This is a genomic window from Tildeniella sp. (genome assembly GCF_059505325.1).
In genome coordinates this window covers 1-15,278 of sequence record NZ_JCACKI010000034.1, presented here as the reverse complement: position 1 = coordinate 15,278, position 15,278 = coordinate 1, and the positions used below count along the sequence as shown (strand labels likewise).

Sequence of the window (15,278 nt, the reverse complement as noted above, 5' to 3'; positions counted from 1 at the left end):
TTGTGGTTAACTATTTTCTAGCGCTGACCTTGCCCCGATACAATAAGAGATATTGACGTTCAATTTAAGCTGTAGAGCGACTGCCAGATAGTGCGATTGGATGCCGCTATTGATAGATGATCTCAGTCAAAACGGTCGTTCGGCTGGATGACCCCACCACTAAATCAGACTGACTATGACCGTTAACTTGAAACGCCCTCTCGTGATTGGTGGTAGCCTCCTGGCGCTGAGTCTTGCGACTCTAGACATTCTTCATTATCTGGTGGGCGAGTGGGGGGTTTATGCGGCTTTTGCGCTGATAGGAGCGGCAGGGGTGCAATGGTTGCACAGGCAAGCAGACCGGAAGAAAGTAACGACTCAAGCACCTCTGGCTGTTGACTCTGTGACCGTGAAGCGAACGCTGGCAGAAGCCGCGCAAGTTATGACGCAGCTTCAAGAAGAGGTCGAAGATCCAACAGAGAAAGTCGTCTGCACGGACGCTCAACCGCGCGTGTCGCGACTCCAGTCACAAATCTCTCAACTGACTCATGAGCTGCATCGGGAGGAGGTGCGGATCGCGATCGTGGGTGCAAAAGGCACGGGCAAAACGGCTTTACTCCAGTTGTTGCAGTCTACGTGTGTTGATCATCGTTCGAGAGTGCTGCATTTTAATGAAGTCCCTGGTTTTGTGGCAACGACTGCAACTGTCCTCACAGGCGATGTCCTGGCGCTGCAACAGGCAGTAGCGGCAGATTTAGTACTGTTCGTCGTTACAGGGGATATGACTGCCTCGGAACTACACGCTGTGAAACAGATGGTCGCTACTAAGCGCACCGTACTGGTGTTCAATAAGCTGGATCAGTATTTGCCGATCGATCGGGAAGCTATCCTGAACCAGCTTGGTACTCATGTTGAGGGCATTCTGGCTGAGGCGGATGTGGTGGCGATCGCAGCCTCACCTAAACCGATCAAAGTCCGTCAACATCAAGTGGATGGCTCCGTTCATGAATGGTTAGAAGCACAAGTGCCACAGTTAGCTGACTTGACTCAGCGATTGGAGCAGATTTTGGCACAGGAAAGCCAGCAACTGGTCATGGCAAGCGCCTTGAACCGGGCAGTCACGCTCAAACATCAGGCAAAGCTGGTGCTGAATGATGTTCGTCGGACGCGCGCCTTGCCTGTCGTGGAGCAATTCCAATGGGTCGCTGCCGGAACCGCCTTCATTAGCCCCGTACCAACCCTGGATGTGCTGGCAACGGCTGCGATTAACGCGCAAATGATTCTTGACCTGGGTACGCTGTACCGCCAGAAGTTTTCGCTCCAGCAGGCGCAGAAAATGGCAGCAACGCTCGGTAGCCTGATGCTGAAGTTGGGTCTGGTGGAGCTATCGACGCAGACGATCGCGGGTTTCCTGAAAGTGAATGCGTTGACGTATGTAGCAGGTGGCTGCATTCAAGGGGTGAGTGCAGCCTATCTCACGCGCATCGTGGGGTTGAGCCTGATCGAGTATTTCCACAATCAAGAGCCAAACCTGACGCTGATGGAAGCCAATCCGCTGGCGATCGAGCGTCTCAGCGAAATTTTGCAGTCTGTTTTTCAGAAGAATCAGCAGTTAACCTTTCTACAAGGCTTTGTCAGACAGGCAATGGAGCGACTGGTGTCCTCTGCGCCAGAGCCATCGCCACTTACCGTTACCGCCACTCTTGAAACCGCCCCTGAACTGTTGAACGAGCCGCTACTCATCCCGCTTAAATCGGCTTCGGCTTTAGGCGATCGCCAAGAAGTTCAAGTTTTGGACGAGAATGGAGCTAACGTCCGTCTTTCTATGCCGAGCCTTGACTCAACTCTTTCCTCCCACTGAACCCAACCCGCGATCGACCAGTAGTGTTGACCCGCAAGAATCGTCTCTCAATCGCGCCCGTAGTAGTTTACGGCAGGCACTGAGTCGCTACAATGCGTTCTTTCGGTCTGAGAAAAATCGTCCGCCTAGCGGTACCGATCGTGAAACGCTTCGCAGTGATGTCGAGCAACTCACCGTCACACTGAATAAGCTTGAAAGTCAGGTGGTTCGCATTGCCGTGTTTGGCTTGGTTAGTCGCGGCAAGTCGGCAGTGTTGAATGCCCTGCTGGGTCAGAAGATTTTGCCTACGGGACCGTTGAATGGTGTAACGCAGGCACCGCGATCGGTCTACTGGTCGCTGGCAGGAAGGGAACCGCAGAAACGCGGAGACGCGGAGAGTGCAGCCTTAGCCACTCTTGCTACTAAGGAATTGACGGTTGAGTTCATTGATACGCCTGGGCTGGATGAAATTGATGGACAAGCACGGGCACAGATGGCGCAAGACATTGCTCGTCAAGCAGACCTGATTCTGTTTGTGGTTGCTGGCGACATTACGCGCACCGAATATCAGGCGCTTTGTGACCTGCGACGATCGCAAAAGCCTCTGCTGTTGGTCTTCAATAAGATCGATCTGTATCCTGACCAGACCCGACAGGCAATTTACCAGAATTTGCAGCAGCTTGCCGCTAAAAGCATTGATGGGATGCAGCTTCAGCGGCTGATGTCGGCAAATGAGATCATCCTTGTTGCGGCTGATCCGGCTCCCATGCAGGTACGGGTTGAGGTGGATGGTCGCGTAACCTATGAATGGGAGGCTCCGCCTGTGCAAATCGACAGCCTCAAGCAGAAAATCCTCGCCATTCTGCGGCAAGAAGGACGGACGCTATTAGCGCTGAATGCCCTTTTTCAAGCAAGAGATGCCGAGGCAGCGTTAGCCAGCAAAATTATGGCTGTTCGCAATGCCGAAGCGGATGCGCTGATCTGGAAGTTTGCTCGCTACAAGGCGATCGCGGTGGGCATTAACCCGATCGCAGTGCTCGATCTGGTTGGCGGCACCATTTCCGATCTGGCAATGATTCGCGCCCTGTCTGAACTCTACGGTTTACCGGTCACTCGCCACGAAGCCACCAAGCTTTGGAAAACGATTCTCCTCAGCTCTGGTAGCCTGATGCTATCTGAATTTGGCAGCGGTCTGCTGCTGGGTATGGGTAAAAGTGCGGCAGCCGCTGCGTCAGGCTTGGAAGCTTCGACGAGCTTTTCGGCATATGCAGGGACGGCGATCGCCCAGGGCGGCATTGCAGGCTACGGAGCGTATGCTGTCGGTCGGGCTGTGCAGGTCTACCTGGAGCAAGGCTGTAGCTGGGGATCACAAGGACCCAACACGGTGATTCGAGACATTCTCAACCAGCTAGAACCCAACACCATCATCTATCGCTTACGCCAAGAATTGAGCCAGCAACTTGGGTTGCCAGATTTGTAAAGATGTAAGAGCGAGTGGAATGACACCGTGTGGCAGCGTCAAGTTGAATCATTCACTTCGGAGTGGTTGATAAGATTGGGTTTCCTGTCGTCGCAACCGAACGAATGCATCCAACAACGAAGCGTAGAGCCTCTATTCACCGCTCTAACAGATTTGTTCTACGGCGATCGCTACTCAAGTTCGTTGAACTCTGACCGATACTTCACCATTCCAGCACGTCCCTCCAATACGCCACGTTCCAACTCCAACACCATAAACGCCTCATTGGGCACTGAGTACTCACATCCCAGTCCCTTCTGCTTGGCTGGCACAAACCCGAATCGTGGATAGTAGTCTGGAGAACCCAGCACGACCACAGCCTTGAAACCTAACCGAGCGCACTCGCTTAAACCATACTGAATCAGCAATGACCCGATTCCTTGTCGCTGATAGTCAGGTAGCACGGCTACTGGCGCTAATCCAAGAACGAGTAAACGATCAGCACAGTCTCCTGCGATCGCCACTGGGCTAAAGAAAACGTGTCCAACAATTTGCTCGGACTCAACAGCAACGAAGGACAACGTGGAAGCAACCCCTCGCAGCTGATCGACTAAATTTGCCTCACCCTCTCGCCCAAATGCCGCAACATTGACTCTAAAAATCGCTTCTACATCGTCTGGCTTCTCAGCTCGAACTTCCATCACTCAAGACTACCGATTGTGACAGATTATAGGTATCTCCAATCACACTGCTAGTGCGATCGCTCGCAATACAATTGTGCTGACTCAACATACAATTGTACTGACTCAAAATACAATTGTGCTGACTCAACATACTAACGTGATGCATCACAATGCTAAGGCGATCGCGCACCATGCCAATGCGAGCCGCCCACGCTGCTGTTGCAGTGGCTCACTCTATTAATGCGATCGCGCACCGTACGATTGTGTTGAGTCAACAGTGCATTGCAGTGGCTCACAGTAGCAGTGCCGTTGGCTGACATCTAACGCACGATCGCGGTTGGCTGACTCGCGTCTGGCTCAGTGAATAATTAACTTCGACCTGGCTTCGCTTTCTTCAGGTATCAGTAATACGATGGGGTGAGTGACGTTTGCTGTTGCCACCTGATTCTCGATCGTGCTGCCCATGAATGATGATGCGCCTAAGAAACTGTCGAGCGACGACCTCGCCTTCTACATTGAACACACTGATGGCATAACGAAGCCCTGGCTGTTAGGTCAACTACGATTACTCAAGCTGCGTGAGCGCCGCGATTCTCTTTCTGAAACAGAATACCTGGAGGCGATCGCCGATATCCATCAGGATATGATGCAGCTCGGAGAGTGGTGGAAAGGCAGAGAAGATGAGGTGTTTGGTTAAATCATGCCAAGGCGTAGAAAGGTCATTACAGAAAAGCAGTCTCCGCTCGACGTTGACCTCACCGATCCTCAGTATTACTTCAACCGTGAAAGCAGTTGGTTAGAGTTTAACAATCGAGTGCTGCACGAGGCGTTTGACCCGCGCACACCGCTGTTAGAGCGGCTGAAATTCATGGCGATTTTCAGCTCCAACCTGGATGAATACTTCATGGTGCGAGTGGCAGCGCTAAAAGAACAGGTGGAAGCGAAGGTCACAAAGTTGCCTGCTGATGGACGCACCGCACAGCAACAGCTAGACCTGATCAGCCAGCGATTGCGTCCTATGGTCACGCAGCAGCATCAACACTTTGAGCAAGCGTTGCGCCCGCAGTTGGCAACCAAAGGAGTGTATCTGCTGGACTACATTGAGCTGAATCAGGAGCAGCGCGCTTACCTGCAAACGTATTATGACGAGCAAATTTTTCCAGTCTTGACACCGCTAGCGATCGATCCAGGGCATCCCTTTCCCTACATTTCTAACCTCAGTCTCAACATGGCAGTGGTCATCAAAGACCCGGCGAATGGTGAGGAACTGTTTGCTCGAGTCAAAGTGCCAAAAATTCTGCCACGCTTTCTACCGCTGCCAGAGCATCTGCGACGGCAGCAAAAAGAGATGCCTGCTGCGTGGACTGCGGTACCGCTGGAGCAGGTGATTGCTCACAATCTAGAAAGCCTGTTTCCTGGTATGAACATCCAGGAATACTACCCGTTTCGCATTACGCGCGATGGCGACTTAGAAGTTGCCGAAGATGAAGCGGATGATCTCATGCTGGCGATCGAGCAAGAGCTTCGCAAACGACGCTTTGGTGGTTCGATCGTGCGGTTAGAAGTTCATGCCTCCATGCCCGAACTGGTGCGCGAGATGCTGCGTCAGGAAATGGAACTGGGCGATATCGATGTGTACGAAGTGGAAGGGTTGCTTTGCTTGAGCGATCTGTTTGCGCTGAATGGCTTACCGCTGCCAGAGTTGAAAGATCCACCCTGGCGATCGGCATTACCCAACCGTCTGCGCCGGAGCCTTGAAGTCGATCGCAGTTCGCTTGAGCTGGAAGACGACCTTTTTGCGGTAATTCGCAAGCAAGATTTGCTGCTGCACCATCCCTACTATTCCTTCTCCAACACAGTGCAGCGGTTCCTCACGCAGGCAGCGCACGATCCAGATGTACTGGCGATTAAAACAACGCTCTATCGCACCTCTGGCGATTCACCGATCGTCGATGCTCTCATTGCCGCCGCCGAAAACGGTAAACAAGTCTCCGTGCTGGTAGAACTCAAAGCCCGCTTCGACGAAGAAAACAACATCAACTGGGCACGCAAGCTAGAGAATGTCGGTGTGCATGTCGTCTATGGTTTAGTTGGACTCAAGACCCACACTAAAGTCATGCTGGTTGTGCGGCGAGAAGAGGGACGCATTCGGCGTTACGTCCACATTGGCACCGGAAACTACAATCCCAAAACGGCTCGACTGTACACAGACGTAGGCTTATTGAGCTGCCGCGAAGATCTCGGTGCCGATCTAACCGATCTATTCAATTACTTAACGGGCTATTCACGGCAGCAGGTCTACCGCAAGCTCCTGGTAGCTCCCGTCAATTTGCGCGATCGTATGCTCTCGCTCATTCATCGCGAAAGCGACCATGCCAGCAACGGACATCACGCCCGTATCGTTGCCAAAATGAATGCACTGGTCGATCCTGGCGTTATCGTGGCGCTGTACGAAGCCTCGCAAGCAGGTGTGCAGATCGATCTGATTGTGCGTGGCATGTGCTGTTTGCGTCCTCAGGTACCCGGCATCAGCGAAAACATCCGCGTCGTGAGTATTGTCGGGCGCTTCCTGGAGCACTCCCGTATCTTCTACTTCCACAACCAGGGACAAGAAGAGGTGTTCATCGGCAGCGCTGACTGGATGACACGCAACCTCGATCGCCGCGTGGAAGCTGTGGTACCGATCGACGATCCCGCGATCGCCAAAGACCTGCAAGAAATCCTCGGCATCCTCCTCGCCGACAACCGCCAGGCTTGGGATTTACAGCCAGACGGACACTATATTCAACGTCGTCCCGCTACAGGTGTCTCCGAGCAAAGCTCTCAGCGTCTATTGATGGACATGGCGCAGCAGCAATGAGGTGAGGAGTAAGGGGTAAGGGGTGAGGAGTAAGGGGTGAAGATTGAGCCATGACAGAGATCAATTATGCTGCAATGGATGATCGTATTCGCAGTGTAATTGCAGAGTACACAAGCCTTGATATTGCTGAATGCATTCCTGTTGTTGCTGTAGCGAATGGGCGTGAGGTCACTCCTGACGGCAAACAGTGGTTAGGTGAACTTTGGACAAAGGTTTTCGTTCGCATTCGTGATTAAGGTGTAATTCCCTACTTGATGGCTACGATCGACAGAATCAGTTATGGTTCAAAACAGTCTGATCCTAATTGGACATGGGGTAATGGTTCTACCCGTCAGGCTCAACAATTGGTAAGTTTGTAGGTGGAAAGCCCGGAAAAACTGCTGGCAGCGAAGTTGGAAAACATATTGGCGGAGCAGTTGGGAAAGTTGTAGACTTTTTCCTATTCACGTTATTCAAGTAACAAACGTCCCAGGACAATAGTCAAGAAATTCGAGCCGAAAAAAGTAAGATTTCAGGTGCGATCGCTGATGTTAATAGCACCATAAGTGGTTTGCGAAATGACTCTTTTACCGTTTCTAAGTGGTTAGGTGATGAGGTCTTCAGACTCGTCGCTGGCTGCTGCTTCGATCAGATCCACCAGTTGAGTGGCAGCGTCCTTGCGATTAACCTGGTGCAGCCGTTGTCTTCCAAAAGAGTCTCAGGGCGTGTGTCATTCGCTATGCGTTAAAGATACTTTTGCAGTAGCAAGTTCAGCTTTGCCTTAGTTGCGTCCGAAACTTTATCCAGCGGTGTGAGGATCGCGTACTTGAGCGCAGAATGGGCATCTGATGTGGGTGGATTCTCGCTCAGACGGAGGACGGTTTCTTGAATGACTTTTTGGGCGTTGACGGCGTTGCGCTGAAGGTTGGCAATCACCAGCTCAACGGTGACGCTGTCGTGGTCGGGGTGCCAGCAGTCGTAGTCAGTTACCAGTGCTAGTGTGGCGTAGGCAATCTCTGCTTCTCTCGCCAGCTTCGCTTCTGGCAGATTGGTCATGCCGATAATCGTTGCGCCCCAACTGCGGTACAGATTGGATTCGGCTTTGGTCGAAAAAGCGGGACCTTCCATGCAAACGTAGGTGCCGCCGCGATGCAGATTGACATCCGTAAGATTGAGGCTGGCGACTGCATCTGATAGGACATTTGCCAGGTTATGGCAAACGGGATCACCAAAGGCAATGTGGGCAACGATGCCATCGCCAAAGAAGGTAGAAGCGCGGTTTTTGGTGCGATCGATAAACTGATCCGGCACCACCATATCCAACGGCTTTGCCTCTTGCTTGAGCGAACCAACGGCTGAGGCGGAGATCAAATACTGCACACCCAGACTTTTCATGGCGTAGATATTGGCGCGAAACGGCAGCTCTGACGGTGTGAGATGGTGGTTTCTGCCATGCCGTGCCAGAAAGGCAACGCGTGTGCCGTCGATCGTCCCTAAAATAATCGCATCAGACGGTTTGCCAAAGGGCGTGTCGATCGTCACCTCTTCTACATCTTTCAGCGCCTCCATTTTATAGAGTCCGCTGCCGCCAATAATGCCGATCGCTGCCTGAGACATGGTGGTTTCGTTAGGTTGGTCGTAGATATTCTACCTGTTGAAGGAAGTCTAAAGTCTAAAGGATGAAGGATAAAAAGTGTAACCCCTCGCGTTTAGCCGTTTGAATCAGCAACTATTCGATATTGATCAGGCAATGATCTTGCTGCGAGAAGCCGTTCGTCCCTTCCCGAAAGCAGCAATGTTTGCGTTGGCAGAACTGGGCTACACGTCGCCGTTTGAGCAACTCATCGCCTGTATCATCTCCATTCGCACGCGGGATGAAGCGTCACTTCCAGTTGCCATTAAGTTGTTCGATCGCGCTCGTACTCCAGCAGAAATGGCACGCCTGACTACCGAAGAAATCGAAGATCTGATCCGCGACTCTACCTTTCATGAGACGAAAGCGCCGCAAATCTGGGCGATCGCCCGTCAAATTATCGACAAGTATGGCGATGAGCTGCCGTGCGATTTCGATACGCTTGTCTCGTTTGCAGGCGTGGGTCCGAAATGCGCCAACCTGACGCTGGGTATTGCTTGTAAACATCCGTCTATCAGTGTGGATATCCACGTGCATCGCGTCACAAACCGCTGGGGCTATGTGCAAACGCGCACACCCGAAAAAACGTTGAAAGCGCTGGAAGCAAAATTGCCAGAGCGCTACTGGATTGAACTCAACGAACGATTAGTGCCCTTTGGCAAACACATTTGCACTGGAGACTCACCCCGTTGTTCAACCTGTCCGCTGCTTAAAATGTGCCAGCAGGTGGGTGTAAGAGAGCATCGTTAGGGAGTCGGGAGTGGTTAGCGTTGAAAGGGCGACAGAGATCCCCGACTTCTTGATTTTGTCTTGCTGTAATTGGCTAAGTCTGGTGCAGAAGTCGGGGATCTGGCTTTCAGCAACGCCTACAATCTAAGCAGACTGTCACAACTGCAATGGTATGATTTCTGATTCTCAGGCGCTTCCTGTACTTAGCGCGAAACAAGAGCGGCAGAGCGGCAGGCAGTATTATGTAAACGATCGCGGCGATCGCTTACCCAGTGTCAGCACGATTCTCAACGCGACGCGATCGCAGCAGCAGCGAGATGCCCTTGCTCACTGGAAAGAACGCGTGGGTGTAGAGGAAGCTGCCCGCATTAGTGGCACTGCCAGCCGTCGCGGTACGGGCACGCATAAACAGGTGCAGCGCTATCTGCAAGGCGAAGTCGTTCTGTGCCCAGACGGAATCAAGCCCTACTGGGAAAGCATCAAGCCTGTCATTCTCGCTGTGGATGAGGTGAGACTGGTTGAAGGCACCGTCTTTCACCATGATCTCGGCTATGCCGGGAAAGTTGATTGTGTTGCCAATTACGACGGCATTGCGTGTCTTTGCGAATGGAAAACCGCCGATCGCCCCAAACATTCACTGGAGCACTTGAACGACTATCCCTTGCAAGTCGTTGCTTACTGGGGAGCAGTGCAACAAACTTATCAGGACTATGATTTAAACTTGCATCATGCGCTGCTGGCGATCGCCATCCCTGATTTGCCCGCCGAAGTCTTCTGGTTTGACCTGGAAACGATCAATCATTACTGGCAACAGTGGGAAGAACGAGTGGCGATCTTCTGGAGACGGCAAGGCGGAAGGCTAAAGTATGAAGGATGAAGTATAAAAATGCTGCCTCTAACTTTCAGCCTTTAGCCTTTCTTCTCCATGTCCTCCTACGAAGCCATCTACGCGATCGTGCAACAAATTCCCTATGGTCAGGTGGCAACCTATGGGCAGGTGGCAGAGTTGGCAAACCTACCAGGGCGAGCACGTTTGGTAGGCTATGCCCTGTTTCGGGTTGCTCCAGACGCGGATATTCCCTGGCATCGGGTGATTAATGCAAAAGGCGAGATTTCGGAGTCGCCTGTGCGGTATGGAAGTGATCACTTGCAGCGATCGCTTCTCGAAGCTGAAGGCATCCAGTTCAACGCTCAAGGACGCATCAATCTACGTGCCTATCGCTGGCAAGGGGCAATTAGTTAAGCGGAAGCAAGCAGATAGGACTTGATTATAAACTAGGTTGAATGGTGAGATGCTTTTGATGAAAATTACCTTTCTTGTTCTCTCATCGTCTTCGGCATCGCCCCTATGCAAGCGCAAACATCTAGCAATAAGCATTTGCTCACTGTCGCCAAGCTCACGATCAAGCCTGATGAGCGTGAGGCATTTATCTCCGCTAGCAACCTTCTCAGCGAGCCATCTCGCACCGAGGAGGGTTGCGTGAGCTGGGAGTACTTCCAAGACACCACCGATCCAAACACATTTGTCTTTATAGAGGAATGGACTGGCAAGGAGGCATTCGACTTTCACTTCCACACTGAGCATTTCCAGAAGTATCTCACGCTGTTGCGTGCCCGTTGGCTGACCAAGCCCTTCTCTGTACGCCAATACACCATTGATGCTACCGAGGTCGCTACAGTGACACCCACTGCCTAACATGACACTGCAATGAGCGGTTTATAGTAGGTGTCTACTCTAGGATCAAGCTAGTTCATCGGACTTCTGCAATGAAATCTTTGCTTTTGCGTAGTTTATTGGGCTTATTAATTGGCATCGCTCCTGCTATGGCAGCCAGTGCTCAGGTTGTACAAAACGGTATTGGGAACACGGGCAATTTGCTTAATTACCCATCTGGCACACGAATTTATCAAGGTGGCGCGATCGTGACCCCGACTGGAACGGTTGTGAACCCCAGTGTCACTGTTCCAGGTACAAACGGCTCCAACACCTACTATTACCCGGATGGCAGCCGCGTCACTACAGGGAGCAAGATAGTCAACCCTTCTGGTACGTTTCTTACTCCTAATAGTCCTAATGGCGGGTTAAGAAACCCAGTCGTGAGACCAGTTCAACCTCTTCCTCCACCTGGAAGCCTGAACAGAGGCTTGAACCAGTGACAGAAATGAGTACTTAACCTCTCACGATCGACCTTAGCGATTAATTGCTAGCTCTACCGCCTCACATCCGTTCTAATACAGGAATACCGAGTAGAGAGAGTCCCAACTTGAGCGATCGTGCCGTTAAATCAGCCAGAATCAGCCGTGAGGTTCGTAATGGCTCCTCTGCTTCCAAAATGGGACACTGCTCGTAAAACCGATTAAACTTTTGACTCAGCTCAAACAGGTATTGGCAGAGCCGATTGGGTAATAAATCTTGATCAATTTGTGCCAAGATCTCATCTAGTTGCAAGATGTGTTTTGCTAGCGTTAGCTCAGATTCATCTTTCAGCACGATCGCGGCATCAGCGCCCAACCGCTCAAAATCGATCTGACCTTTCCGGCTAATGCCTTGCACACGAACGTAGGCATACAGCATGTAGGGAGCTGTATTGCCTTGCAGCGAGAGCATTTTATCGTAGCTAAAAATATAGTTGCTGGTGCGGTTCTGGCTTAGGTCAGCGTACTTAATCGCGCTAATACCTGTTACTTGAGACGCATGAGCAACGAATTCCTCTGTCTCCTGTCGATTTTCTTCTGCCAATCGGGCTTCGAGGTCAGCACGGGCACGAGCGATCGCTTCATCCAATAAATCCTGAAGACGCACAGCCTCGCCCGATCGGGTCTTCAACTTTTTATTGTCTTCCCCCAGCACCAAACCAAATGGTGCGTGGATGAACTCCACCGCATCCGTAATCCAGCCCGCTCGCTGTCCCACCTGAAAAATCTGGATAAAGTGATTGGTTTGCTCCATGCCAACCGGATAAACCACCCGCTGCACCTTGTCTTCTTTCACCCGATAACGAATGGCTGCCAGGTCTGTTGTCGCGTAGTTATAGCCGCCATCCGACTTTTGCACAATTAGCGGTAGCGGCTTGCCTTCCTTATTGGTGAAGCCTTCTAGAAACACACATTGCGCCCCGTTATCTTCAACCAACAGTCCAGTTGCTTTTAGATCTTCAACAACACTTTCCAGTAAGGGATTGTAGAACGATTCGCCTCGCTCAAGTACGTGCGCGATCCCCATCAGGTCGTAGATGATGCGGTAAGAGCGGCTGGACAGCTTACACACAATTTTCCAGGCAAGCAGGGTTTCCGGATCACCTGCCTGAAGTTGCACCACGGACAGTCGCGCCGCCTCACGAAAAGCGTCATCCGCATCAAACCGCTGTTTTGCCTGCCGATAAAACGTAGACAGGTCGCCCAAATCTAACGATTCACTTGCCGTTAGCGCGTCTGGATAAGCTACGCGCAAGTAAGCAATCAACATCCCAAACGGAGTGCCCCAGTCGCCGATATGACTGATGCGTAAGACATCGTGCCCGATAAACTCCAGAATCCGCGCGAGGCAGTCTCCAATGATGGCTGGACGCAAGTGCCCTACGTGCATTTCCTTCGCAATGTTGGGGCTGGGATAATCCACCATCACGCGCTGGGGATGAACGATCGCCACCACTCCCAACCGGGGATCAGACTGAATGGCTTTAATCTGCGCTTCTAGATAGCTCGTTTTTAGCGTCAGGTTGATAAAACCGGGACCTGCTACCGTTGGCGGCTCACACAGATCAGCGACATCAAGCTGTTGGACAAGCTGTGCGGCGATCGCTCGTGGTGCTTTGCCCAACGGTTTCGCTAGCGACAAAGACACGTTCGCCTGATAGTCTCCAAACTTGGGGTTGCTTGCAGGCACCAAGACCGGGTCAACTGATCCATAATCAGCACCAAAAGCGGCTATCAATGCTTGTCCAAGGCGAATTTTTAGTTGAGCGATCGTAAAATTCATAGCAAAGAAAACGCCGTCCGCTTCATAGACCTTAACAGATTAAACTAGCGTACTCTTCTTGAAGACCCGATCACGCTTCCAAGTTATTTCTCCTTGATATAATAGTCTTGTTTAGGGCAAAACCATTGCCAGCGACGCTTGCCTGTATGTCCTACACAACTCAAACTAGAATTTGTCGCCCTCCGATCAGATCCGATCGGAGTTGGGAACTTTAAGAGAATTAGTTGAGCTTGAAAAGCCATATCCCGATGCCCAAAGTAACTGTCAAAGCTGATACTTTCCTCAAAAAGCGCGTTTTAGGAGCAAACGATTTAACGGATGCTGAAAAACTTTTCATGTCTAAAGGCAGCAGCTTTTTTATCACCGAGTTTGCGCCCGATCGCAACCAGCACCTGTTTCTTAAGCTGGCATCACCCATAACGTCTAAAGATGGCGTTGCCAAACTTTACGCAGTTTACGCTTACGATCCACATATTCATGTTGAAGGCGAAGAAGCCACTCAAACCCTCAAGCTAAACGTGGCATATGCCAGTCAATTGGGGAACGAGGAAATTATCAGAGATGGGCAAATTTGGTATGACTGGCGACAGTGCAACACTACTAGCAATACAATGCTGGCAAACTTTCTCCTTAAGGGAGAGCTGACTCATAAGGCGAAAGAACAAGGACTCTCAGAGCCAGAATCAATCTATATGCGGATTGTTGCCAAGTACGGTGATACAACCGATCACGATGCTCAAACTAAAGCCCTAAACGAATTGGGTGTCGAGTCTTACTTCAGCTACACTGTCTCCTCAAAGGATGTACTGTCGTCTCTCAAAGCAGGTGTTCCCGTCATTGCTGGCTTTGCATACAAATTCTCTGGTCACATTTGCGTCATCGTTGGGCATGATCCTGCCAAAAAGCTCTGGCTTATCCACGACCCTTACGGTACTCGCCACGGCGCAAGCGATAATTACGACATCGGTATTGGCGGCGCGTTTGATCCCTACACCTACGACACGATGCAGCGCATCTTCTGGGATCAAGGCGGTGAAGCAGGTTGGGGAAGAATAGTCACCAGCATTAAGGGTAAGCCCACAGGATTACCAACGGGTTTGTAAGCGGCTTAGCCAGCATTCACAAGTCTCATACTGAGGTCTAGCCATGTCGATCGCGTGACAGGCGCACTGCTTGAAATATAATCCACTCCTGTTTCCGCAACAGATCGAATCGTTTCCAGCGTGATATTGCCAGACGCTTCAATTTTGATGCGATCGTTCGCTTGGCGAATGAGGGAGACTGCCTGTTGCATTCGTTCCAGCGGCATATTGTCCAGCATGATGATGTCAGCCCTATGCTGTAGCGCTTCTCTTACTTGCTCCAAACTTTCTGTTTCTACCTCGATCATCAATGGGTACGGTACAAAAGGGCGGATTCGTTCGATCGCTGCTCCAATCCCTCCAGCCGCTGCAATGTGATTGTCCTTAATCATCACACCGTCGTCTAGTCCCATTCGATGGTTGACTGCTCCTCCAACCTGCGTTGCATATTTTTCCAACAGGCGTAAGCCCGGTGTTGTCTTGCGTGTATCCACCAGTTGAGTGGGCAAATCTGCAATTTGCTCTACATACTTGCGGGTTAACGTCGCAATGCCGCTCAATCGCATCGCCAGATTCAGTGCAACCCGTTCACTGGTCAACAGCGCGTCTAGCGACCCTTCAATCAACGCGATTACCTGTCCTTGCTCTGCGTTTTCTCCCTCAGCCACCTTTGCATCAAAGCTGATTTGCCCATTCAATAGGGAAAAGACTCTTGCTGCTATCGGCAGCCCAGCAATGACACCAGCTTCCTTTGCAATCCATTCCGCCCTGCCAAGAGGAGCACCCTTTAAAAAGAGTGAATTGGTAGCACGATCACCTCGCCCAATATCCTCAACCAGCCAACTCTGTAAAAGCGGTTGCAAAACGATCCACGACGGTAAGACAGCGCCGATATTCACAGCTTGCTTGCTCCTTAATCTCTACACCCTTAGAGACTAACTCAACGCAGCAGGCTGTAGGAAGGCGTTTTCAGCCCCCGGATTTTTTCTTCGCCTTTTTACTTGACACCTTCCCATGCTTCCCGTTATATTGGCTAAGCGGTCGAGGGAGCAGGG

General features: G+C 51.3%; 16 protein-coding genes. 12 read left to right on the top strand and 4 right to left on the bottom strand.

What is annotated here, in order from left to right; translation table 11 throughout:
• The first annotated feature begins 175 nt into the window (after nucleotides 1–175).
• The gene (locus AC5JO6_RS13385) at nucleotides 176–1,840 is read left to right on the top strand and encodes a slr1306 family protein (RefSeq protein WP_496081564.1); all 1,665 of its coding nucleotides are present in this window, start codon (nucleotides 176–178) and stop codon (nucleotides 1,838–1,840) included.
• The gene (locus AC5JO6_RS13380; RefSeq protein WP_496081563.1) at nucleotides 1,815–3,299 is read left to right on the top strand and encodes a DUF697 domain-containing protein; all 1,485 of its coding nucleotides are present in this window, start codon (nucleotides 1,815–1,817) and stop codon (nucleotides 3,297–3,299) included. Before AC5JO6_RS13385 ends, AC5JO6_RS13380 begins: the two co-directional genes overlap by 26 nt.
• A 170-nt stretch (nucleotides 3,300–3,469) precedes the next feature.
• On the opposite strand, the gene AC5JO6_RS13375 is transcribed toward AC5JO6_RS13380, so the two are convergent.
• Entirely contained in the window at nucleotides 3,470–3,979 is a 510-nt protein-coding gene (locus tag AC5JO6_RS13375; protein WP_496081562.1) for a GNAT family N-acetyltransferase, read from the bottom strand.
• 173 nt (nucleotides 3,980–4,152) lie between these two features.
• On the opposite strand from AC5JO6_RS13375, the gene AC5JO6_RS13370 reads away from it, so the two are divergent.
• The 4 genes from AC5JO6_RS13370 to AC5JO6_RS13355 all read left to right on the top strand — a co-directional run bounded on the left by AC5JO6_RS13370 (nucleotide 4,153) and on the right by AC5JO6_RS13355 (nucleotide 7,057).
• Nucleotides 4,153–4,278: a hypothetical protein gene (locus tag AC5JO6_RS13370; protein WP_496081561.1), complete on the top strand. Its 126-nt coding sequence runs from the start codon at nucleotides 4,153–4,155 to the stop codon at nucleotides 4,276–4,278.
• A gap of 170 nt (nucleotides 4,279–4,448) precedes the next feature.
• A complete protein-coding gene (locus AC5JO6_RS13365; RefSeq protein WP_496081613.1) occupies nucleotides 4,449–4,658 on the top strand; it encodes a hypothetical protein in 210 nt (69 codons plus the stop codon).
• Between the two features lie 3 nt (nucleotides 4,659–4,661).
• Nucleotides 4,662–6,821 carry a polyphosphate kinase 1 gene (gene ppk1, locus AC5JO6_RS13360; protein WP_496081560.1) on the top strand — a complete coding sequence of 720 codons (2,160 nt, stop codon included), beginning with the start codon at nucleotides 4,662–4,664 and terminating at the stop codon, nucleotides 6,819–6,821.
• Nucleotides 6,822–6,871: 50 nt separating this feature from the next.
• On the top strand, nucleotides 6,872–7,057 hold the full coding sequence (locus tag AC5JO6_RS13355) for a hypothetical protein (RefSeq protein WP_496081559.1): 186 nt from the start codon (nucleotides 6,872–6,874) through the stop codon (nucleotides 7,055–7,057).
• A gap of 487 nt (nucleotides 7,058–7,544) precedes the next feature.
• Here the strand turns inward: AC5JO6_RS13355 and AC5JO6_RS13350 are convergent, their stop codons facing one another.
• Entirely contained in the window at nucleotides 7,545–8,417 is an 873-nt protein-coding gene (locus tag AC5JO6_RS13350) for an S-methyl-5'-thioadenosine phosphorylase (RefSeq protein WP_496081558.1), read from the bottom strand.
• A 100-nt stretch (nucleotides 8,418–8,517) separates the two neighbouring features.
• Between AC5JO6_RS13350 and AC5JO6_RS13345 the strand changes: the two genes are divergently transcribed.
• From AC5JO6_RS13345 to AC5JO6_RS13325, 5 genes are all read left to right on the top strand, one after another.
• Complete coding sequence (locus tag AC5JO6_RS13345; protein ID WP_496081557.1) at nucleotides 8,518–9,183, top strand: endonuclease III domain-containing protein; 666 nt, start codon at nucleotides 8,518–8,520, stop codon at nucleotides 9,181–9,183.
• A 151-nt stretch (nucleotides 9,184–9,334) separates the two neighbouring features.
• Nucleotides 9,335–10,039, top strand: a complete 705-nt coding sequence (locus AC5JO6_RS13340; protein WP_496081556.1) for an exonuclease — start codon at nucleotides 9,335–9,337, stop codon at nucleotides 10,037–10,039.
• A 48-nt stretch (nucleotides 10,040–10,087) separates the two neighbouring features.
• Nucleotides 10,088–10,405, top strand: coding sequence for an MGMT family protein (locus AC5JO6_RS13335; protein ID WP_496081555.1), 318 nt, complete (start codon nucleotides 10,088–10,090; stop codon nucleotides 10,403–10,405).
• A 105-nt stretch (nucleotides 10,406–10,510) separates the two neighbouring features.
• Nucleotides 10,511–10,858 carry a putative quinol monooxygenase gene (locus tag AC5JO6_RS13330; protein ID WP_496081554.1) on the top strand — a complete coding sequence of 116 codons (348 nt, stop codon included), beginning with the start codon at nucleotides 10,511–10,513 and terminating at the stop codon, nucleotides 10,856–10,858.
• Nucleotides 10,859–10,929: 71 nt separating this feature from the next.
• Nucleotides 10,930–11,319 (top strand): hypothetical protein, encoded by a 390-nt coding sequence (locus AC5JO6_RS13325; RefSeq protein WP_496081553.1) that lies wholly within the window; start codon nucleotides 10,930–10,932, stop codon nucleotides 11,317–11,319.
• A gap of 61 nt (nucleotides 11,320–11,380) precedes the next feature.
• Here AC5JO6_RS13325 and argS read toward each other — a convergent pair whose 3' ends face one another.
• Nucleotides 11,381–13,141 (bottom strand): arginine--tRNA ligase, encoded by a 1,761-nt coding sequence (gene argS / locus AC5JO6_RS13320; protein WP_496081552.1) that lies wholly within the window; start codon nucleotides 13,139–13,141, stop codon nucleotides 11,381–11,383.
• Nucleotides 13,142–13,389: 248 nt separating this feature from the next.
• On the opposite strand from argS, the gene AC5JO6_RS13315 reads away from it, so the two are divergent.
• Nucleotides 13,390–14,244: a C39 family peptidase gene (locus AC5JO6_RS13315; protein ID WP_496081551.1), complete on the top strand. Its 855-nt coding sequence runs from the start codon at nucleotides 13,390–13,392 to the stop codon at nucleotides 14,242–14,244.
• A gap of 5 nt (nucleotides 14,245–14,249) precedes the next feature.
• On the opposite strand, the gene nadC is transcribed toward AC5JO6_RS13315, so the two are convergent.
• On the bottom strand, nucleotides 14,250–15,122 hold the full coding sequence (nadC, locus tag AC5JO6_RS13310; protein WP_496081550.1) for a carboxylating nicotinate-nucleotide diphosphorylase: 873 nt from the start codon (nucleotides 15,120–15,122) through the stop codon (nucleotides 14,250–14,252).
• Nucleotides 15,123–15,278 lie beyond the last annotated feature (156 nt).